Origin of the sequence: Phenylobacterium sp. LjRoot97, assembly GCF_964254345.1 — a bacterium.
Classification (GTDB): domain Bacteria; phylum Pseudomonadota; class Alphaproteobacteria; order Caulobacterales; family Caulobacteraceae; genus Phenylobacterium.
The window spans coordinates 1546401-1566510 of record NZ_CAXUTH020000001.1 but is presented as its reverse complement, the minus strand read 5'-3'; the positions used below and the strand labels follow the sequence as shown (position 1 = coordinate 1566510).

General features: G+C 69.4%; 19 protein-coding genes. 9 read left to right on the top strand and 10 right to left on the bottom strand.

Annotation, left to right across the window (positions count from 1 at the left end; translation table 11 throughout):
- Positions 1–72 precede the first annotated feature (72 nt).
- Both ACSQ2H_RS07610 and ACSQ2H_RS07605 read right to left on the bottom strand, forming a co-directional pair.
- On the bottom strand, positions 73–1473 hold the full coding sequence (locus ACSQ2H_RS07610) for an AMP-binding protein (protein ID WP_436060836.1): 1401 nt from the start codon (positions 1471–1473) through the stop codon (positions 73–75).
- A 171-nt stretch (positions 1474–1644) separates the two neighbouring features.
- On the bottom strand, positions 1645–2109 hold the full coding sequence (locus tag ACSQ2H_RS07605; RefSeq protein WP_436060835.1) for an Lrp/AsnC family transcriptional regulator: 465 nt from the start codon (positions 2107–2109) through the stop codon (positions 1645–1647).
- A gap of 115 nt (positions 2110–2224) precedes the next feature.
- On the opposite strand from ACSQ2H_RS07605, the gene ACSQ2H_RS07600 reads away from it, so the two are divergent.
- Entirely contained in the window at positions 2225–2461 is a 237-nt protein-coding gene (locus ACSQ2H_RS07600; RefSeq protein WP_436060834.1) for a DUF6356 family protein, read from the top strand.
- Positions 2458–3456, top strand: a complete 999-nt coding sequence (locus tag ACSQ2H_RS07595; protein ID WP_436060833.1) for a YeiH family protein — start codon at positions 2458–2460, stop codon at positions 3454–3456. The genes ACSQ2H_RS07600 and ACSQ2H_RS07595 overlap by 4 nt, the downstream gene beginning before the upstream one ends.
- Positions 3457–3550: 94 nt before the next feature.
- On the opposite strand, the gene ACSQ2H_RS07590 is transcribed toward ACSQ2H_RS07595, so the two are convergent.
- The 3 genes from ACSQ2H_RS07590 to ACSQ2H_RS07580 are packed head-to-tail and all read right to left on the bottom strand — an operon-like array spanning position 3551 to position 7228.
- Positions 3551–4822, bottom strand: a complete 1272-nt coding sequence (locus tag ACSQ2H_RS07590) for an N-succinylarginine dihydrolase (RefSeq protein ID WP_436060832.1) — start codon at positions 4820–4822, stop codon at positions 3551–3553.
- Positions 4819–6228 carry a succinylglutamate-semialdehyde dehydrogenase gene (gene astD / locus ACSQ2H_RS07585; protein WP_436060831.1) on the bottom strand — a complete coding sequence of 470 codons (1410 nt, stop codon included), beginning with the start codon at positions 6226–6228 and terminating at the stop codon, positions 4819–4821. Before astD ends, ACSQ2H_RS07590 begins: the two co-directional genes overlap by 4 nt.
- Complete coding sequence (locus ACSQ2H_RS07580) at positions 6215–7228, bottom strand: arginine N-succinyltransferase (protein WP_436060830.1); 1014 nt, start codon at positions 7226–7228, stop codon at positions 6215–6217. Before ACSQ2H_RS07580 ends, astD begins: the two co-directional genes overlap by 14 nt.
- 114 nt (positions 7229–7342) lie before the next feature.
- Between ACSQ2H_RS07580 and ACSQ2H_RS07575 the strand changes: the two genes are divergently transcribed.
- The 3 genes from ACSQ2H_RS07575 to ACSQ2H_RS07565 all read left to right on the top strand — a co-directional run bounded on the left by ACSQ2H_RS07575 (position 7343) and on the right by ACSQ2H_RS07565 (position 11674).
- Positions 7343–7828, top strand: a complete 486-nt coding sequence (locus tag ACSQ2H_RS07575) for an Lrp/AsnC family transcriptional regulator (protein WP_436060829.1) — start codon at positions 7343–7345, stop codon at positions 7826–7828.
- A 14-nt stretch (positions 7829–7842) separates the two neighbouring features.
- Positions 7843–9147, top strand: a complete 1305-nt coding sequence (locus ACSQ2H_RS07570; protein WP_436060828.1) for a tetratricopeptide repeat protein — start codon at positions 7843–7845, stop codon at positions 9145–9147.
- Positions 9148–9286: 139 nt separating this feature from the next.
- The gene (locus tag ACSQ2H_RS07565; RefSeq protein ID WP_436060827.1) at positions 9287–11674 is read left to right on the top strand and encodes a PAS domain S-box protein; all 2388 of its coding nucleotides are present in this window, start codon (positions 9287–9289) and stop codon (positions 11672–11674) included.
- A 6-nt stretch (positions 11675–11680) separates the two neighbouring features.
- On the opposite strand, the gene ACSQ2H_RS07560 is transcribed toward ACSQ2H_RS07565, so the two are convergent.
- Complete coding sequence (locus ACSQ2H_RS07560) at positions 11681–12442, bottom strand: GNAT family N-acetyltransferase (protein ID WP_436060826.1); 762 nt, start codon at positions 12440–12442, stop codon at positions 11681–11683.
- A gap of 6 nt (positions 12443–12448) precedes the next feature.
- Complete coding sequence (locus ACSQ2H_RS07555; protein ID WP_436060825.1) at positions 12449–13348, bottom strand: aminoglycoside phosphotransferase family protein; 900 nt, start codon at positions 13346–13348, stop codon at positions 12449–12451.
- A gap of 401 nt (positions 13349–13749) precedes the next feature.
- Between ACSQ2H_RS07555 and ACSQ2H_RS07550 the strand changes: the two genes are divergently transcribed.
- Positions 13750–15285 carry a CoA transferase gene (locus tag ACSQ2H_RS07550; RefSeq protein ID WP_436060824.1) on the top strand — a complete coding sequence of 512 codons (1536 nt, stop codon included), beginning with the start codon at positions 13750–13752 and terminating at the stop codon, positions 15283–15285.
- A complete protein-coding gene (locus tag ACSQ2H_RS07545) occupies positions 15285–16610 on the top strand; it encodes a carbohydrate porin (protein ID WP_436060823.1) in 1326 nt (441 codons plus the stop codon). The genes ACSQ2H_RS07550 and ACSQ2H_RS07545 overlap by 1 nt, the downstream gene beginning before the upstream one ends.
- A 67-nt stretch (positions 16611–16677) precedes the next feature.
- Here ACSQ2H_RS07545 and ACSQ2H_RS07540 read toward each other — a convergent pair whose 3' ends face one another.
- Positions 16678–17022, bottom strand: coding sequence for a DUF2200 domain-containing protein (locus ACSQ2H_RS07540; protein WP_436060822.1), 345 nt, complete (start codon positions 17020–17022; stop codon positions 16678–16680).
- A gap of 112 nt (positions 17023–17134) precedes the next feature.
- Here ACSQ2H_RS07540 and ACSQ2H_RS07535 point away from each other — a divergent pair, with 112 nt between their 5' ends.
- Positions 17135–18022, top strand: a complete 888-nt coding sequence (locus tag ACSQ2H_RS07535) for a DMT family transporter (RefSeq protein ID WP_436060821.1) — start codon at positions 17135–17137, stop codon at positions 18020–18022.
- A 104-nt stretch (positions 18023–18126) separates the two neighbouring features.
- Here the strand turns inward: ACSQ2H_RS07535 and ACSQ2H_RS07530 are convergent, their stop codons facing one another.
- Positions 18127–18921 (bottom strand): TSUP family transporter, encoded by a 795-nt coding sequence (locus ACSQ2H_RS07530; RefSeq protein ID WP_436060820.1) that lies wholly within the window; start codon positions 18919–18921, stop codon positions 18127–18129.
- A gap of 139 nt (positions 18922–19060) precedes the next feature.
- Here ACSQ2H_RS07530 and ACSQ2H_RS07525 point away from each other — a divergent pair, with 139 nt between their 5' ends.
- A complete protein-coding gene (locus ACSQ2H_RS07525) occupies positions 19061–19660 on the top strand; it encodes a DUF805 domain-containing protein (RefSeq protein ID WP_436060819.1) in 600 nt (199 codons plus the stop codon).
- A gap of 2 nt (positions 19661–19662) precedes the next feature.
- On the opposite strand, the gene ACSQ2H_RS07520 is transcribed toward ACSQ2H_RS07525, so the two are convergent.
- Complete coding sequence (locus ACSQ2H_RS07520; protein WP_436060818.1) at positions 19663–20037, bottom strand: VOC family protein; 375 nt, start codon at positions 20035–20037, stop codon at positions 19663–19665.
- Positions 20038–20110 lie beyond the last annotated feature (73 nt).

Here is a 20110-nt window from a genome sequence, read left to right as displayed (position 1 = left end):
CTCGCTGAGTTGAGGGGCGCAACCTAATCTCGAACTCGAGAACGTCGCTATCCGAAATTGATGACAGCCGCCCTAGCCGCCGAACGTGCCTGCATAGCGCTCACGCAGCAGGTTCTTCTGCACCTTCCCCATCGCATTGCGCGGCAGTTCGTCGACGAAGAACACCTTCTTCGGCGTCTTGAACGCGGCCAGCTGCTCGCGCACCGCCGCGATCATCGCCGCCTCGTCGCCGCTGCCGATCACCACCGCCGTCACCGCCTCGCCGAAGTCGGGATGCGGCAGGCCGATCACCGCGCTCTCGGTCACCCCGTCCATTTCGTCGAGGATCAGCTCGATCTCCTTGGGATAGACGTTGAAGCCGCCGGAGATGATCAGGTCCTTGGCCCGACCGCTGATCCACACCCGGCCGTCGGCGTCCTGGCGGCCCACGTCGCCGGTGATGAAGAAGCCGTCGTCCGTGAACTCCTGGGCGGTCTTCTCCGGCATCTGCCAGTAGCCGCCGAACACGCTCGGCCCCTTGATCTCGATCGTCCCTGTTTCTTCGCCGCCGCCGATGCGCAGCTCCACGCCCGGCAGCGGATAGCCGACGCTGCCGGCGATCCGATCGCCGTCCAGCGGGTTGGACGTGATGATCACCGCCTCGCTCATACCGTAGCGCTCCAGGATCCGCTGCCCGGTCCGCGCCTCGAACTCGGCGAAGGTCGATTCCAGCAGCGGGGCCGAGCCGCTGATGAACACCCGCATGTGCGCCGCCGCCTCCCGCGTGAAGCCCGGATTGGCCAGCAGCCGCGTGTAGAAGGTCGGCACCCCCATCATCACGTTCGACTTCGGCAGCCCGGCCAGCACCTGCGCGTCGTCGTACTTGGCCAGCCACACCATCGGCGCGCCCGACAGGAACGCGCAGTGCAGCGCCACGAACAGCCCGTGCACATGGAAGATCGGCAGCGCATGCAGCAGCACGTCGTCTTGCCTGAAGCCCCAGGCCGCATGCAGCGCCAGCGCGTTGGCCGCCAGGTTGCCGTGGCTCAGCATCGCGCCCTTCGAGCGCCCGGTGGTGCCGGAGGTGTAGATGATCGAGGCCAGATCGTCCTCGCCGCGCGCCAGTGTCTCGATCAGCGGCTTGCGGCTGCGGGCGTCGGCGACCAGTTCGACGGCGTCCTCGACGAACAGCACCGGCTGGGCGTCGTCGATGAAGTAGTCGATCTCAGCTTCGGTATAGGCGGTGTTCAGCGGCAGGAAGACCGCCCCGACCTTCAGCGTCGCCAGATAGACGACCACCGCCTCGACGCTCTTCTCCGACTGCAGCGCCACCCGATCGCCGGGCTCGACCTCGTACTCGACCAGCAGCGCCGCCGTCCGCGCTACGTCGTCCTCCAGCGCCCCGTACGACACCTCCTGCCCGTCCGGCAGAATGAACGCCGGCTTGGACCGATCGTCGGGAAAACGCGAAGCAAGCAGCTCGTAGAGGTTCATGCGCCCTGCGTAGCGGGTCTCATGAACCGCGAGAAGCCCCACCCCATACGCTCGTCATCCTCGGCCGCGTCAGCGTGCCGGGGATTATACGCACCGCCCAAGTCGGAGAGGGCGGCGAGTATGGATGGCCGGGACCTCCCGGCCCGGCCATGACGAACGTTTGGGCGGCCTCTAAACCGGCAGCGCCGTCGTGAACTTGATCTGCTCCATCGCGAACGCCGAGCTCACGTCGTTCAGCGGCGCGGCGGCGATCAGGCGCTTGTAGAACCGGTCATAGGCCGCGATGTCCGAGACCACGACCTTCAGCAGGTAGTCCGTCTCCCCGGCCAGCCGGTAGATCTCCACCACCTCGGCCAGGGCCGAGGCGCCCTTGGCGAACTGCGCCAGCCACTCTTCGTCGTGGCGGCTGGTCTTCAGCGACACGAACACCACCAGCCCCAGGTCCAGCTTCTCGCGATTGAGCAGCGCCACTTTGCGGTCGATCACCCCCTCGTCGGTCAGCCGCTTAACCCGCTTCCAGCACGGCGTCTGCGAGAGACCCACCCGTTCGGCCAGCTCGGCCACCGGGATCGTGGCGTCCGCCTGCAGCTCACGCAGGATTCGCCGATCCGTCGCATCCAGGAGAACGCCACCCACGAAAATCACCCCAAACCGCGAAAAATGTTCTCCACAATGACCGAACCACGACAAGTTCGACAACGCCTTTCTCGCCGCCCGAGGCCATCCTGCGCCGATAGCGTGGGAGAGTTTCATGTTGGACGCGTTCAACCGGCATCCGAGTTCCGTCGGCGAGAGCTATGGCGAGCACTTGGCCCAGGCCTCGGGCTTCGGCATGACCATGATCACCGCGGGCGCCGCCTGCCTGGTGCACGCCATCTTCCCGTTCTGGTTCGAAAAGACCGCCAGCCACTGCGTCCAGCGGCTGCACGCCCAGATGGCCGCCCGCGGCCGTCATGACGCCCCCGCTCCCAAGGCGCTGCAGGCGTGACCCATCTCCCGCTCGCCGCGGGACATGCGCGCCATCCGCTGGTCGGCGGCCTGGCGCTCGGCCTGATCGCGCTCTGCGCGCTCATGCTCGGCCGGGCCAGCGGCTTTCCGGCGCCGGTGATCGCCGCGGTGGCCGGCATGGGGCTCGGTCTCGCGGGCTGGTCGGCCGCGCTGGGGCCAGCGCTCTGCTGGTGGGCCAAGCCGGGCCTCAAGACCGGCGTCGCCCTGCTGGGTTCCCAGATCGCCTTCGCCGAACTCGCCGCGCTAGGCCTGCCGGTGGCGCTGGCCAGCGGCGGCGTCGTCATGGCCAGCCTTGGCGCAGGGACCGGCATCGGCCTGCTCGCCGGCCTGCCGCTCGTCGAGGCGCTGATCGCGGCCAGCGCCGTCTCGATCTGCGGCGCCTCGGCCGCCATGGCCGCCTCCAGCGCCCTGCCCGACAGCGACGCCGCCCGCCGCACCACCGCCCTGGTCGTCGTCGGCGTGAACCTGCTCTCGACCATCGCCATGGTCGCCTATCCGCTGATCGCCCGGCATTTCGGCTTCAGCGAGCGGCAGACCGGCGTCTTCCTCGGCCTCTCGATCCACGATGTCGCCCAGGTGGTCGCCGCCGGCCAGTCGGTCTCGCCGGGCGCCGAGGCCTCGGCCGCCCTCTCCAAGCTCTCGCGCATCCTCTGGCTGGGTCCGGTAATCGTCGCCGTCGGGCTGTCGATGGGCATGCAGGCCCGCGCCCGCCGTTTACCGCTGCCTCCGCTGTTCGTCTGGGGGTTCGCCGCTCTGATGGCCGCACGCAGCTTCGGGCTGATCCCGGCCGTGCTGCTGCCGGCCCTGACCCTGGCCTCGCAACTGCTGCTGCTCGGCGGCGTCGCCGCGATCAGCGCCCAGGTCGCGCCCCGCGACCTGCTGCGCATCGAGCCCAGGCTCGCTTGGACTCTCGTGGCCGCCACCGGCGTCATCGCCCTGCTCGCCGCCGCGACCAGTCTGACGCTGGTTCAATAAACTCCGCTCATCCCCGCGAAGGCGGGAACCCAAGCTGCGTCGGTCATAGCTCGGAGTCCGCAAGGATCCCCGCTTTCGCGGGGATGAGCGGAGTTCAGATCGCCGCCTCCAGCGCCGCGTGCGCCTCGCGCGCCTGCGCCCAGAGCTCCGGCTTCACCAGGTCGTCCGGCGCGATCTTCTCGGGCCAGTGCGAAACGACCACCTTGGCCAAGCTCGTCCAGCGCGCCTCGTCCAGAATGAAGCGCGGGTCGATCCCGGCCAGGCCTGGCCCGTCCACCGGAACCCGCAGCCGCAAGCACGCCGGCCCGCCGCCGTTGCGCATGCTCTCGCGCACGTCGACCACCACCGCCCGGGCGATCGGATTGTCGCTCGCCAACACCGCTTCGACCGCCGCCCAGGCCGCCGGGTTGTCCCGCGCGTCCGACGGCAGGATCAGCGCCATGCCGCCATCGGGCAGGCTGACCAGCTGCGAATTGAACAGGTAGGACGACACCGCGTCCTCCAGGCTGACCCCGAAGGTCTCGACCACGTGCAGGTTCGGCAGCCGTGCGCGCAGCTCGCGGTACAGCCTGGCCGGATCGGCGAAGGCCTGAGGGTGGGCCAGCAGCACGTTGGCGTTGGCGACCGCCACCACGTCGTTGTGGAAGGCCCCGGCCTGCACCGCGCCCTGGTTCTGCAGCGCGTAGAAGGTCCGCTCGCCAGAAAGTCCGGATAGGCGCGCGACCGCCTGGCTCGCGCGCAGGCTCTGGCGCTCGGGAAACGCGCCGCCGCGGCTCGCCTCGCCATGCACGAAGACATTGAGGCCCGGTGCGCCGTGGCTGGCCGCCAGCCGCATGTGGTTGGCGGCGCCCTCGTCGCCGAAGTGCCGGGCGCTCGGCAGCGGCCCATGCACCGCAAATCGGTCCTCGCTGGCGAACACCCTCTTCAGGAGCGCGAAGGTCTCGTCGGCCTCGAAGCTCCGGTGCAGCATCCCGGCTAGGTTTGCGGTCACCAGATGCACGCGCCCGTCCGCCGTGTCCGGCGCGGCCAGCGCCGTGGCCGCATTGGCCCGCCACATGCTGGAGGCCGAGCACGCGGCCCGAAACAGCGCCAGGTCCTGCTCAGCCGCCGCCGCCAGCACCTCGTCGTCCGAACCGGCGAAGCCAAAGCCTCTCAGCGCCTGCGCCGCTGGGCGCAGCGGCGGCGGCAGAAATCCCTGGGTCAGGCCCAGCTCCATCATCGTGCGCATCTTGGCCAGGCCCTGCAGCGCCGCGGCGCGCGGGTACGAGATCTCGCCGAAGTTGCTCTGGCTGGCGACGTTGCCGACCGACAGACCCGCATAGTTGTGGGTCGGCCCGGGCAGCCCGTCGAAATTGACCTCGATCACGCGGCCAGCCCCGTGGCGATGCGGAACTCGGCCCTGTCCGCCTCCATGCTCGCGACCGGATAGGCGCAGTAGTCGGCGGCGTAGTAGGCGCTGGGCCGATGATTGCCGGACAGGCCCGGCCCGCCGAACGGCGCGGTGGCCGCCGCGCCCGTCGTCGGCCGGTTCCAGTTGACGATGCCGGCCCGCGCCCGGTTCCAGAAGTCGCGATAGCGCGCCTCGTCGTCGCTCAGCAGCCCGGCCGCCAGGCCAAAGCGCGTGGCGTTGGCGACGCCGATCGCCTCGTCCCAATCCGCAGCCCGCACCAATTGCAGCAGCGGCCCGAAGTTCTCGACGTCGGGAACCACGACGCCGGTCACATCGACCAGCCCCGGGGTCAGGAACGGCTTTCCCGCCTCCAGCCGCCGCAACTCGCGCAGGGGCCGCCCGCGCAGCCGCGCCTGCGCGTCCAGCATATGCTGGGCGCTGGCCATGTCGATCACCGGCCCCATGAACGGCGCCGGCTCGTCGAACGGCGCGCCGACCACGATGCGGTCGATCAGGGCTTCCAGCGCCTCGACCACCCGCTGGCCCGCCGCCCCCTGCGGCACGATCAGCCTGCGCGCGCACGAACAGCGCTGCCCGGCCGAGACATAGGCCGACTGCACGATCAGGTGCGCCGCGCTTTCCGCATCGGCCACGTCCCAGACCACCAGCGGATTGTTGCCGCCCAGCTCCAGCGCCACGATCTTCTGCGGCTGGTCGGCCAGGGCGATGTGGATCGCCCGGCCGGCCGCGACGCCGCCGGTGAACAGCACCCCGTCGATCCCGTCATGAGCCACCAGCGCCTTGGCGGTCTCCGCAGCCCCGATCACCACCTGCAGCACTTCGTCGGGCACGCCCGCCTCGCGCCACAGATGCGCCAGCAGCAGGCCGCTGGCCGGGGTCTTCTCGCTCGGCTTGAACACCACCGCATTGCCGGCGATCAGCGCCGGGGCCATGTGCCCATTCGGCAGATGCATCGGAAAATTGAACGGCCCGATCACCGCCAGCACGCCATGCGGCCGGTGCGCCAACCGCGCCTGGCCGCCGGGGATGTCGCTGCTCCGCTCGCCGGCCCGCTCGGCCTGGGCGCGGATCGAGACCTCGACCTTGCCGGCGACGGTGTCGGCCTCGGTCAGGGTCTCCCAGAACGGCTTGCCGGTCTCCTGGCTCAGCAGGCGGGCGATCTCCTCACGCCGCGCCTTGGCCAGCTCGGCGAAGGCGCGCGCCACCGCATGGCGATCCTCCAGCGGCCGGCGCGACCAGGCTTCGAAGCCCGCCCGCGCCCGCGCCAGCACGCCGTCCAGCGCCGCCGGATCGGCGGCGGGACCGCGCCAGACCACCTCGCCGGTGCAGGGATCGGTGGAGACGATCTCAGAATTCGACATGGCGGATGAGATCTCCCACTTGCACGTTTAGAACGGCCGCCAGCTCGGGACTGATCCGCAGTCCTTCAGCCGCCGCCACAACTCGCCCGCGCGAGGCCCGAAAGCCTTCGACCGCGCCGGCGCAGGCCAGCACCTCGACCCCGTCGTCGCAGGGGCCGATCTCGCGGACCGTCCCGACCCGGCTGTCGCGGACGGCCTTCAGGCTGTCGATGTCGGCGACCATGGTCGGACCGGCGTCGAAGATGTCGATGCAGCCTTCGAACTTGAACCCTTCCTCGGTCAGCAGCGAGTGCGCGCGCGCGCCGTCCGGGTGGAACTGGCCCACCGACAGCGCCGCGTCGGTCGGCAGCAGGTTCAGGTACAGCGGATACTTCGGCCCCAGGTCGGCGATCACCTGCTTGCCGGCGCCGACGCTGATCCGGTCGGCCTCCTTGAACTCCAGGCCGTAGAACTTGCGGCCCACCGCCTCCCAGAACGGCGAGCGACCGTCCGCGTCCTGGTATCCGCGCAGCTCAGAGACCACGCGGTCGCCGAACCAGTCGCGATGCTCGGCCATGAACAGGTAGCGCGAACGCGCCATGAGCCGCCCGCCGGCCAGCCCGCGCAGCCCCGGCCGCACGAACAGCCCGCCGACCTCGGCCGAGCCGTCATAGTCGTTCACCGGCGTCAAGATGGTGTTCTCCACCACCTTGCCCAGCGCCTGCGAGGTCTGGCGCAGCCGGCCGATCCGATAGGAGTAGAACGGCCAGTCGCCGCCCACGCTCGGGAATATGCAGCCCGTGCCCACCACCTCGCCGCCCGCTTCCATCACCAGCAGGATCTGGCTGCCGGCCTTGCGATTTCCCGCCAGGGCGTCGGCGCTGGCCTGCAGCAGGCCCATCAGGCGCTCGCGGCAGGGCGGCAGATTGGTCATGCCGAGCCCGGCGCTCAGCGCCAGGGCGTGCAGGGACTCAAGGTCGGTAAGGGCGGCCGGGCGGATCACGACGCCGGGGTTGATCATGGCATCCTCCGCAGAAATCATCGAAGCCTTAGATGCTTATTGTGCTAGGGATTCTTCGATATGGGCGGCGGAAGACTAGGTCTTGCTCCGCAGATGCTGCGGCGGGAACAGGCCTTGGACGGATATCCTTCGCTCGACCGGATCGACCTCAAGATCCTGGCGAATCTCCAGGCCGACGGCCGCATCACCAACCAGGCCCTGGCCGACAAGGTCGCCCTCTCGCCCAGCGCCTGCCTGGCCCGCGTGCGGCGGCTTGAGGCCGAGAAGCTGATCCTCGGCTATCAGGCCCGCCTCGACATCGAACGCATCCGCCCGACCGTCACGATCTACGGCGAGGTCACGCTCAAGAGCCACCGCCCCGCCGACCTGCTGCACTTCGAGGCCGTGCTCTCCGAGATCCCCGAAGTGGTCGAGGCCGCCCAGGTCTCCGGCCCGTTCGATTACCTGATCAAGGTCGTCTGCCCCGATGTCCGCGCCTGGGGCGAACTCGCCGACCGCCTCCTCCAGGAAGGCCTCGGCGTCGACAAGATCGCGTCCCACATCCTGATGAAGGACGCCAAACCCTTCACCGGCGCCCCGGTGACCGCAGGCAAGCGATAGACAGTCTCCCGCCCATGCAACTCGACACTCACGATCTGCCGCTTTCGACCGGCTCCGCCGAGGCCGCGGAGCGCTACCGCAACGGCGTGCGGTTGATCCTGGCCACCTGGCCCGGAGCCGACGTCGAACTCGACCTGGCGATCGCCGCCGATCCGGACTTCGCGATGGCCCACGCCGCCCGCGCCCGCGTCCATGCGCTGAGCGCCCAGCCGCGTCAGGCGCACGAAAGGGTCGCAGCGGCCCGCAGCCTCGCCGCCCGAAACGGGACCGAACGCGAACAGAGCCACATCGAGGTCCTGAACCTCGCCTTCTCCGGCCGCTCGGCCGAGGCGCTGAGCGCGGCCCTCGCCCACGCCGAGCGCTGGCCGCGCGACGTGCTCGTGCTCGCCATGCCGCTCGGCGCCTTCGGCTTGTTCGCGTTTTCGGGGATGGCCGATCACGACCAGGCCCGCGTCGATCTCTGCGCCCGCCACGCCGGCCACTTCGCCGACGACGACTGGTGGTTCCTGACCAGCCACGGCTGGTCGCTGGCCGAGAACGGCGCGGTCGCCCGCGGTCGGGCGATGATCGAGCGCGCCTTCGCGCTGCACAGCGCCAACGCCAACACCGTTCACGCCCTGGCCCACGCGATGTTCGAGGGCGGCGCCGGCGACGAGGCCGAGGCCATGATCACCGGCTGGCTACCCTCCTACGACCGCGCCGGCGTCCTGCACGGCCACCTCGCCTGGCACGCCGCCCTGGTCGCCCTGGAACGCGGCGATGCCGCCACCGCGCTCGGCATCTACGAGGCTCAGGTGCGTCCAGGCGTCTCCCAGGGGCTGCCGATCAACATCGTCAGCGACGTCGCCTCGTTTCTCTGGCGGCTCGACCTTTATGGCCATGGCGCGCCCCAGGCCGGCTGGGACCAGATCGCCAGCTACGCGCGCGACGCCTTCCCGCGTCCCGGCCACGCCTTCGTCGACGCCCACCTGGCGCTCATCGAGGCGGCGACCGACGGCCGCAAGGCGCTGGACCGCCGCATCGCCAGCCTGGAGGCCGGCCAGGGCGGCGTCGCCCTCGCCGAAGTGGTTCCGGCCATCGGCCGCGCCGCCAGCGCCTTCGCCCAGGCCGACTACGACGCCTGCATCCGGACGCTCGAGCCGGTGGCCGCCGCCGTCGTCCGGATCGGCGGCAGCGGCGCCCAGCGCGAGGTGATCGAGGACACCCTGCTGGTGGCCCTGATGCGCGCCGGCGCGACCCAGAAAGCCCAGGCCCTGCTTGAGCGCCGGCTGCACCGCCGCCCCTCCCCGCGCGACGCCGCCTGGTTGGCCGCGCTCTAGGGCCCCCAGCCCCGCGATGGCAACGGAGCTTTCCGCGCAGCGGCGCGTTCCTGGCCTAACTTGACCGGGGAGGTGCAGCTTGAGTGATCGCAGCGTCGCAATGCGGGTCTTTCCGGGCGATAGCGCGATGGCCAGTCGCATGCGGGAGACCGATTGGTCGGCCACGCCGCTAGGCCCCCCTGGCGAGTGGCCCCAGGGCCTCACCACGCCGCTGGCGATGATGCTCACCTCACGGTTCGAGATGTGGCTCGGCTGGGGCGACGACCTCTGTTTCTTCTACAACGACGCCTACGCCCCGACGCTCGGGAGCAAGCACCCCGCCTCGTTGGGACGGCCGTTCCGCGAAGTCTGGCGCGAGGTCTACGCCGACGTCGAAGACCAGGTCCATTCGGTCATGGTCGAGGGCAAGGCCACCTGGAACAAGGCGTTGCTGCTGCTCCTGGAGCGCAACAACTACCCGGAGGAGACCTACCACACCTTCTCCTACAGCCCCTTGCGCGACGGCGAGACGATCCGCGGGCTGATGTGCATCGTCACCGAGGAGACCGAGCACGTCATCAGCGAGCGCCGGCTGGAGACGCTCAGGCGGCTGAGCGAGAGCCTGATCGAAGCGCCGTCCCACGAAGCGGTGATCCAGGGCGTGTGCGACGCCCTGGCGGCCAACACCGAGGACTTCCCGTTCGCCCTGGCCTACGTGCAGGACGCGCTGGGCGGCTGGGTCGGCTGCTCGGCCACCGACCCGGGACGCAGCCTGCTGAACCTGCCCTGGCCGCTCGGCGAGGCGTCCGACGGCTGCCAGGACTTTCCGCTCGATCCGCAGGTCGACTACCCGACCGGCGCCTGGTCCATCGCCCCGACCCGCGCCCTGATCCTGCCGATCCCAAGCCTGCATGGCGCGCCGGCCACCACGCTGGTGCTGGGCCTCAACCCGCACCGACGCGGCGACGTCGGCCTGCACGATCTGGCCAATCTGGTCGCCGACCGCGCCGCAGGCGCGTTCGCCCAGGCCCGCAGCGTCGAGGCCGAGCGCCGGCGCTCGGACCGCATCTGGACCAACGCCCGCGACCTCATGGTGGTGGTCGATGGCGAGGGGCTGTTCCGCTCGGTCAGTCCGGCGTGGACGCGAATCCTGGGCCACCCGGTCGAGGAGGTGGTCGGTCGCCCGATGTCCGCCTTCGTTCCCGATGAGGAGATCGAGGACACCTACGCCGCGCACGCCCGCGTCCTGGACGGCGACCAGGTCACCGGCTTCGAGAACCGATACCGCACCAAGAACGGCGACTGGCGCTGGATCTCCTGGAACACCGCCGTCGAGGACGGCCTGATCTACGGCTACGGTCGAGACGTCACCGAGGAAAAGCAGCAGGCTCAGCAACTCAACCAGGCCGAAGAGGCCCTGCGCCACGCCCAGAAGATGGAGGCGATCGGCCAGCTCACCGGCGGCGTCGCCCACGACTTCAATAACCTGCTGACCGTCATCCGCGCGTCGGCCGACCTGCTCCGGAAGCACGAGCTGCAGCCCGAGCGCCGCCAGCGCTATCTCGACGCGATCTCCGACACGGCCGACCGCGCGGCCAAGCTCACGGCGCAGTTGCTCGCCTTCTCCCGGCGTCAGGCGCTCAAGCCCGAACGCTTCGACGTCGCGCTCAAGGTCGACGCCCTGACCGACATGTTGCGCTCGGTGCTGGGCGCGCGCGTCCGCCTGGACATCCTGGTCGATTGCGAGAACTGCGTGGTCGAGGCCGACGTCGCCCAGTTCGAGACCGCCCTGATCAATCTGTCCGTCAACGCCCGCGACGCCATGGACGGCGAAGGGAAGCTGGCCATCCGCATCGATACGGCCGAGTCGATCCCCGCCTTGCGCGGTCACGCCGCCAGTCCCGGCGAGTTCGTGACGATCTCGGTCGTCGACCACGGATCGGGCATCGAAGGCGAGGATCTGGCCAAGATCTTCGAGCCGTTCTTCACCACCAAGGAGGTGGGGCGCGGCACCGGTCTCGGGCTCAGCCAGGTCTACGGCTTCGCCAAGCAATCGGGCGGCGACGTCGCGGTTCACAGTCAGCGTGGAGAGGGCTCGGCGTTCACGCTCTTTCTGCCGCGATCGCGCGGGCCGCTGACCCCGCCCGGTCCGTCGGCGGACACGCCTCAGGCCTACCACAAGGGACGCATCCTGGTTGTGGAGGACAACGCCGCGGTCGGCGAGTTCGCGACCCAGCTGCTGTCCGACCTGGGCTACCGGACCGAATGGGCCGCCAACGCCGCCGACGCCTTGGCGCGGCTGGAACAGGACAGCGAGTTCGACGTCGTGTTCAGCGACGTGGTGATGCCGGGGCTCGGCGGCGTCGAGCTCGCCCGCGCCATTCAGAGCCGCTGGCCCGCAACGCCGATCGTGCTCACCAGCGGCTACAGCCAAGTCCTGGCTGCGGATGCGCGGCACGGATTTCCTCTGCTGCACAAGCCCTACTCGATCGAGGAGCTCGCGCAAATTCTCCGCCAGGTCGCCCTGGCCCCGGCGAAGGCGCCTTAGAGGGCCCTAATCCTCGGCCGCCAGCAGCCAGACCGGCAGCTCGGCGACTGTTCGGAAGCCCAGGCTCTCATAGAGCGGCAGCCCCGCCTCGGTGGCGCCCAGGTGGAAGCGCCGCATGCCGCGCCGCCGATAGTCGCCGATCACCTGGCTCAGCAGCGCCCGGCCCAGGCCCCTGCGTTGGTGCGCCGGCGGCGTCGCCATCAGCGAGATCGCCCCGGTATCGCCCGTCGGCGTGACTGAGACGGTGCACATGGCCCCGTCGTCGCCGTGGCCGACATAGGTCTCGACGCCCGAGGTCCCGGTCATCCCGATATCGATGTACCTGGCGATGACGTCGCGCGGTTCATCGAACGCCGCGGCGATCAGGTCCCCGGCGACGCCCGCCGACTGCGGGTCCAGCACGCGGACGACCTTCATCGGGCGGCTCGGCCCGATGGAAACCTCCGGGCCGAGCACCATGAGCGGCGAAGACCCGACCTCCGCGAAGCCGAGCCGCGCTACGGCCGGCGCCAACGCTCGCGCCGCCAGAGGACTCATCGTCGCCACCAGCGGACGGCGCCGCTCCTTCGCCCGCGCCACGGCGCGCACCAGAAAGCCTTCGGCGTCGCCGCCGGCGCCCAGGATCAGCCGGTTGAAGTCGGCCAGCGGCTCGTCGGTCAGCCCCAGAACGCAGCTGCGCGTGACGTGCAGCTCAATCCCCGGCGCCGCGATCATCTGCGAAACCAGCGCGCGCACGCACAACTCGATCAGCTCATCGGCCTCGTCCATGCGCATCTATCCGTCGCCTTGGAGGTCGGCGGCCACCTCCGTCAGCGTCCGCCGGGCCATCTGGCAGAGCACCGGATTGGTCTGCAGGTAGAACGCCATCGCGATGACGGCGTTGAACACCGCCCAGCCGCGCCCGCGCGCCCACATGGCGTCGTCCGCCCCCGCGGCCGCACGGAAGGTCTCGCGGGCTGGGGCGTCGAGCAGGCTCCAGCCGACGAAGAGGTCAGCCGCGGGATCGCCCACGCCCAGCAATCCGAAATCGAGAACGGCGACGATCCGACCGTCTCTGACTAGCAAGTTGCCCGGATGGAGATCGCCGTGCAGCCAGGCGCCTGGCCGGTCCCAGACGGGCGCGCCCAGCGCCCTCTCCCAGGCGGTCAGCGTCGCGGCGACATCGATCTCGCCGGCCAACTGCGCGACGTCGCACCGCACCCGCTCGTCAAGGAACGCCAGCGGCACGCCCCGTCCATGGTTCGCGCGGCCCGCCCGCGGCCCGCCCGTCGCGTCGATCGCCCGTAAAGCTGCGAGAAAGCTCCCGAGGTCGCGGGCGGCCTGCGGTAGGTCAATCGCCCCCGCGCTCGCCGCATCCTCGCCGCCCAGCCAACGGCAGACGGACCATGGCCACGGATAGCCCTCGGCCGCGACCCCGGCCCCGACAGGGGCGGGGATCGCCAACGGCAAGTGCTGCGCCAGCACGGGCAACCACCGCTGCTCCTTGGCCACCTGCGGAACCGCGCTTTCGCGCAACGGCAGCCGGACCGCGAGATCCTCGCCTAGCCGATAGATCGCATTGTCGGTGCCGGCGCTCGCCAGCGGGACGAGAGTTCGGCTCGCCAGTTCCGGAAACTGCGCGCCGATCAGCCGCCGCACGCGCGCCGTGTCGAGTTCAGCCTGAGCGTCTTCCATCCCGAAGCTTAGCCTCAGGCGCGCGCTTTCCGCTACGCCCGCAGGCCAAGTCGCATCACTAGAAGAGGTGGACACATCCCACCCGAGGGAACGACCGCCTCAGGTATTATGCCAATAAATCATTGGCCAAAGAAGGTAGCGAACGCAACTCGTCCGCCCTGACAATATACAGATCAATGATCGCATGAAACGAAGCGAAACTGCTCAAATATCACCATATTTCAACAACGTAAGCTTGAGCATCAACACTCAGGTCCATGCCTGATGGATGCCGCACTCCATTGACGCACGCAATGCTCGGATAGCCATAATCTCTGAAGGCGGGGACACAGCCGGAGAGACCGATGCCTCATTCGAGCGATTTGTCCCGACGCGTTGTTGTTCAAGCTGGCGGACTGGCGTTGGCGGCCGGAACCGCCGCCCTGACGTCCGCCACGGCCGAGGCCGCCGACCGCGACTTCGATATCGATCGAACGTTCTCGCAGTTCATGCGTGACATCGGCGGCGACGTGTCCGACGCCGGCGGGCGGGTCGCCTTCACCGGCGCCGACCCGATCATCCGCAGTCACTTTCGGGTCGGATCCTGCATGGCGATCGCCGCCATGGGCGCAGGCCTCGGGGCGGCCGCCATCTGGCGTGACCGGACGGGCGAAAGCCAGGACCTGACCGTCGACCTTCGGGAGTCCGTCTACAACGTCAATCCGCTGATCGGCGCCATCCTGCTCATGGCCCAGCGCGACGGCACGATTCCCGCCGCCGATCCGGTGCCGCGCGACTTCGTCATCCCGACCGTGAACGGCCTCATGCTCCAGGCGCCCCTGGGCCTCGGCAATCCGCTGACCTTCGTGCCCTTCGAGACGCGGGACGGCCGCTACCTGAATGTGACGGGCGCCTACCCGCACCTGGAGGCGCGCGCCCTCAAGGCGATGAAGTCGCTCCCAGGCCGCGAGAACATCGTGAGGGCGCTCAAGCAGGTCGACGCCTTCGAGTTCGAAGAGGAACTGAACGCGGCGGGCGGCGTCGGCGTCGTGCACCGCACCAAAGAGGAGTGGCTGGCGCATCCGGAAGGTCAGGTGCTGGCCAGCACCCCTCTGATCGAGATCATCAAGATTTCCGACGGCTCGCCGGTTCCATGGGCCGCCGGTCCCGCCGCCCAGCCCTTGTCGGGCCTTCGCGTGCTTTCGAACACCCACGTGATCGCCGGCACCTGCTCGTCACGCACGCTGGCGGAGTACGGGGCTCAGGTGTTGCATGTGGCGCGCGATCAGGCTTTCGAGCACGAGGCGTTGGTCGTCGACGTCAATGTCGGCATGCGCTCGACCTTCGTCGACCTTCGCAATCCTGACCAGAACAAGCGGCTCAAGGCGCTCACGCCCCAGGCGGACGTGTTTGTCGAAAACTACCGCGTCGGCACGCTCGACCGCCTCGGCTTCAGCCCCGCCGAACTCGCCAACGGCCATCGCGGACTCATCTACCTCTCCTGCAACGCCAACAGCGCGACGGGGCCTTGGGCGCACCGCGGCGGGTTCGACATGGAGGGTTTGTCCGTCTCGGGCTTCACCATTGCGGAGGGCGGCGGCGGCGTGCCGCGCTTTCCGCCGACCCTGGTGATGAACGACTACATCGCCGGATATCTTGGGGCCTGCGGCGTCATCGCCGCCCTGCGCCGACGCGCCAAGGAGGGCGGCAGCTATCACGTCCGGATCAGCCTCACGCGGGCGGCCATGTGGTACGCCAGCCTCGGCCGCTTCCCGAACACCCAGTTCGACCTGTCCGGTCCCCAAAACCGCCTGATCACGCCCGAACTGCTGGTCGCCCAAACCCCTTATGGAGAAGTCCGCCGCCTCGGACCGCAGGTGAAGCTCAGCCGCACGCCAGGCCGCTGGCGCACGCCGCTGGTCGCGGTGCGAGGATCCGACAAGGTGGCGTGGGCATGATGCGCGCGCCTCTCATCGCGCTGGCCTTCTGCGCGACGGCCGCCGTCGCCCACGCGCAAACGCCGGCGTCGCAGCCTGCTGACGAGGCTGAGCTCAGCCCCTACCCGGAGTTGCTGGAAACGCCTCTCTCCACAGAGGGAGACATGGCCGAGGACGAGCGCCTGGCGAAGGCGGCCTCCAACAAGCCCGAGCTCCAACCCTGGTTCGCCTTCAAGCAGCGGTTCGAGGATCGCACCGGGATCAGCTTCGGCGGCTCCTATGGCGTCCTCGCCCAAAGCTACTCGGCCAGCCTGGTCGATCAGGACTGGGCCGCCGGCCACAAGTTCACCTTCAACGCCTCGGCCGCCCTGCTCGACCGGGGCAGGCCCAATGCGCTCTACTTCGACCTGACCGTCGAGGACAGACGTCCCATCTTCGGGTCGGAGCGCGCGCCCCTCGCCGCCGGCGTGCTGGCCGGATCAGGCGTCCCGACCGCGGCGACCTGGGGCGACTTCGAGCTTGGGGTCACCCAGGCCTACCTGCGTCAGACCCTGGCCGGCGGCCGGTTTCAGTACACGATCGGCAAGGTGTTCGCGCCGAACTTCGTGAACCCCTACCCGTTCTTCGACGACAACCGTCAGTTCCTCAATCTCGCCTTCTCGACCAGCCCCACCATCGCCGTACCGCTACGTGGCGCCGGGGCGGTCGCAGCGGTCTATCCGGGCACAGGCTCGGTCTACATCAAGGGCGGCGTCTTCACGGCCAACTCCAACGATACAGGCTGGACCGTGGATGACTTCTTCAGCCGGAACGAGCGCTTCTATTTCGTCGAGGTGGGTTCAACGAGCTTCGCCCGCCGCCCCATCCCGATCCACGCGCGCGGCCCGATGGATGCGAACAATTTTCACGTCACCTTCTGGTATCGCGACCCGCTGGAGCGTCGCGGCCCGCAGGACATCACGCGCCCGCAGGACGAAGCCTACGGCGTCGCCTTCAACATCAATCAGATGGCCGGCGAGAACATCATGTGGTTCGTCCGCGGAGGGCTCGGGACCGGAGGCTTCGCCAAGGTCAATCTGACGGTCGGAATGGGCTACAGGCCCCCTGAGCGACAAGCCGATCTGTTCGGCCTCGGCGTCGGCTGGTCCGATCCCGACGACGCGCAACTCCCGCAGCAGCTCCCGGTCAACCTCCGAGACCAGACCACGCTCGAGACCTTCTACAGGTTCGCCCTGACGCCCAACGTCGCGCTCACGCCCGCCTACCAGCTGATCGTCAATCCGAGCCTCAATCCAAACGAAGACGCGCTGTCGGTCTTCAGCATCCGGGCGCGGTTGGCGTTCTGATCAACCACTTGGAGCGCATACGCAAAGCCGGCCCCGCTCTTCCGTCTCGCCTAAGCGTCGCCCGCCGCTACGCCCGCAGGATCTTCGCCATCGCCTTGCCCTTGGCCAGTTCGTCGACGAGCTTATCCAGATAGCGGATCTCGCGCATGGTCGGTTCTTCGATGGTCTCGACCCGCACGCCGCAGATCACTCCGGTGATCAGCGAACGCGCCGGGTTCATCGCCGGCGCCTGGGCGAAGAAGTCCTCGAAGCTGGCCTTCATCGGCGCGTCGAGCGCGCCGGCGTCGTATCCGGTGAGCCAGGCGATGATCTCGTCGACCTCGGCCCTCGAGCGACCCTTCCTTTCCGCCTTGGCGACATAGGCCGGATAAACGCTCGCGACGCTCATGGCGTAGATCTTGTGCTTGGACATGCGCGCTCCTGTGCTCTGGGAGAGCCACCAGCCTAGCGGGTCCCGGACGCGGTTGTCGCGCACCGGGCAAGACCTCTCGCCTTCGACCCACGAATAGGGCACGAAGCGCCGCATGAAGCGCCTCGCCTTTCTTGCTCTTTTCGCCGCGGGCGCATTCTGGGGGTTGGGTTTTCCCCTCGGCAAACTGGCCCTGCGCGAGACCGACGCCGCCCACATGGTGCTGCTGCGCTTCGCGGTCGCGGCCCTCGCCGCCGCGCCGTTCGCGTTCCGGGACGCGCAGACCCGAGCGCTGTTCCGCTCGCCGCCGGTGCTGGCGGCCGGCGCGCTCTACGGCGTGGCCTTCATGGTGCAGTTCGAGGGCCTGGCCCATGTCAGCGTCACCCTGGCGGCGCTGCTGGTCGGGGCCATGCCGGCCCTGATCGCGGTCTCCGCCCGGCTGCTCGGCGAAAAGGTCAGCCGCGCCTCCTGGGCCGGGGTCACCGCCGCCACCCTCGGCGCGGCCCTGATCGCCGGCAAGCCGGACGCCGGCTCCTCGCCGTTCGGCGTCGCCCTCTCGCTGATCGCGCTGCTGATCTTCCTGGCCTGGCTGCTGGTCCTGCGCCGCGCGCCCAAGGCGGCCAGCCCGATGGCGATCCCGGCCGTCACCGTGGTCATCGCCGCCCTGACCATCCTGCCGATCGCGCTCATCATGCATGGCCCTCCAAAACTCGACCTCAGCGGCGCGGCCTGGGCCGGCATCGTCGGCCAGGGCGTGCTCTCGACTCTGGTCGCCACCGCCGCCTGGCAGTTCGGCTCGGCCCGGGTCGGCGCCGCCAGCGCCGGGGTGTTCATCAACATCGAGCCGCTGATGGGGGCCGGTATCGGGGTGGCCCTGTTCGGCGACCAGCTGAGCCTGGCGCTCGCCGCCGGCGGCCTGCTGATCGTCGCCGGCAGCCTGGCCGTCGTGCTGGGCGAGCGCTCGACCCCGGCCATCGACACGCCGGCTCCGACCCCGGCCTAGTCGGCCATCCCGCCCGCCGCCCAAGCGTCGGCGACCGCCAGGATCTCGCGCGCGCCGTCCAGGCCGATCTTCAGGGCCAGCAAGCCGGTCGAGGTGCGCGCCGCCTAGCGCAGCAGCGCGGCGATCATCGCGCGCAGCGGATTGGCGGGGTCGCTCAGCAGCTTCACCGTCATGGCGAGCGAGATCACCACCAGCAGCGGCCGGATCAACCGCGGCCCCCAGCGCATCGCCGCGCGCGAACCCAGCCGCCCGCCGATGAACTGACCGACCGCCATCGCCCCGCCGAGCGCCCACAGCACGTGGCCGCCCAGGCCCAGCACCACCACCGACACGATGTTGCTGGTCAGGTTCAGCGCCTTGGTGTGAGCCGTCGCCCGCACCAGCCCCATGCCCAGCAGGGTCACCAGGCTGAGCGTATAGAACGAGCCCGCGCCGGGCCCGAAGAAGCCGTCGTAGAAGCCGATGCCGCCGGCGACCAGCCCGTAGCCCAGCGGCCCTAGGCGCGCGTGCATGTCCTGCTCCCCGATCTTCGGGCCGAACAGGAAGTAGAGCGCGATCGCCACCAGCATCACCGGCAACAGCAGCATCAGCCAGCGGGTGTCGACCACCATCACCGCCAGCGCGCCCAGCACAGCGCCGGCCAGCACCATCACCAGGGCGAACTTGATGGCGGCCAGGTCGATCCGCCCGGCCCGCCAGAAGGTCCAGGTCGCCGAGGCGGTTCCGACGCTGCTTTGCACCTTGTTGGTGGCGATGGCCGAGACCGGGTCGACGCCGGCAGCCAGCAACGCCGGCACGGTGATCAGGCCGCCGCCGCCGGCGATCGCATCGACGAACCCCGCCGCCAGCGCCGCCACGCACAACAGCGCCACGGCCTGCGGCCCCAACTCAGCAAACAATACGGCCCCTCCGAGAGGCCGCTGCTATAGGCCCGCGACGCCGCGCCGGCCAGTGCGCCTGACCGCGCAGGTCCGCACCAATCGATTGCCAACCACGACCTTAGATAGCAACCTCCACCATAAGGCGGGGGAAATGGACATGAGCAATCCGATCGTCGCGGGCCTGACCCGCTTGGCGCAGTTCGAGGGCCGCGACTCGACAGGCCGCTTCTGGCCCTACGCCGCCCTGGTCCTCGCCCTGACTTTCGCCGTCATGTGCGCGCCGTTCGTCATCGAAGTGAATAAGACGTTCGAGGCCTTCAACAACTTCGCCGCGGAACATCCCGAACTGACCACCGTCCAGCGCAGCGCAGGTCAGGTCTCGATCCAGGTCGAGGGCTCGCATCCCGAACTGATGCCGAACTTCGGCTATCTGATAAAGACGACCGGCTTCGTGGCGGCAGGCGCCGTCCTGCTTCTTGCCGCGGCGGTCGCGCGGCGGCTGCACGACACCGGTCGCTCGGGCCTCTGGGGCCTCGCGCCCCTGCCCTTCATGGCGTTCGGCCTGTTCGGATTTGGGGCGGTGATCGAGAGCTTCATGACCGATGGTCCGATCATGCCCTTGTTCGCCGCCGTGCTGCTCAACAACATGATCTATCTGCTCAGCCTGGCCGGGCTGGTCTGGATGCTCGGTTCGGCCGGGTCGCCGGGTCCAAATCGCTTTGGCCCGGCGCCGGTCGATGCGGCCGTGGAGGCCTGAACCTACATCCGGTGCAGAGCGCAGAGCTTGTTGCCGTCCGGGTCGCGCAGATAGGCCAGGTACATCTTGCCGGTGCTGCCCGCGCGCACGCCCGGCGGCTCCTCGATGCTGACCCCGCCCGCGGCCACGCCCGCGGCGTGCCAGGCGTCGGCCTGCTCGGAGCTGGCGCAGTTGAAGCCGACGGTGCTGCCGTTGCCGATGGTGGCCGCCTCGCCGTCGATCGGCAGCGACACCGCGAACACGCCGGTCGGGGTCATGTAGAAAATCCGGTGGCCGTCGACGAAGCCGGGCGACACGCCCAGCGCGCCCAGCAGCGAGTCATAGAAACCCTTGGCGCGGTTGAGGTCGTTGGTGCCGACCATCACGTGCGAAAACATTGGCGTTCTCCCCTTTTCGATTCCGGCTCGAGGCCGGCGGCGGGACGCTATCACCACCGCCGGCCAGAGGAGA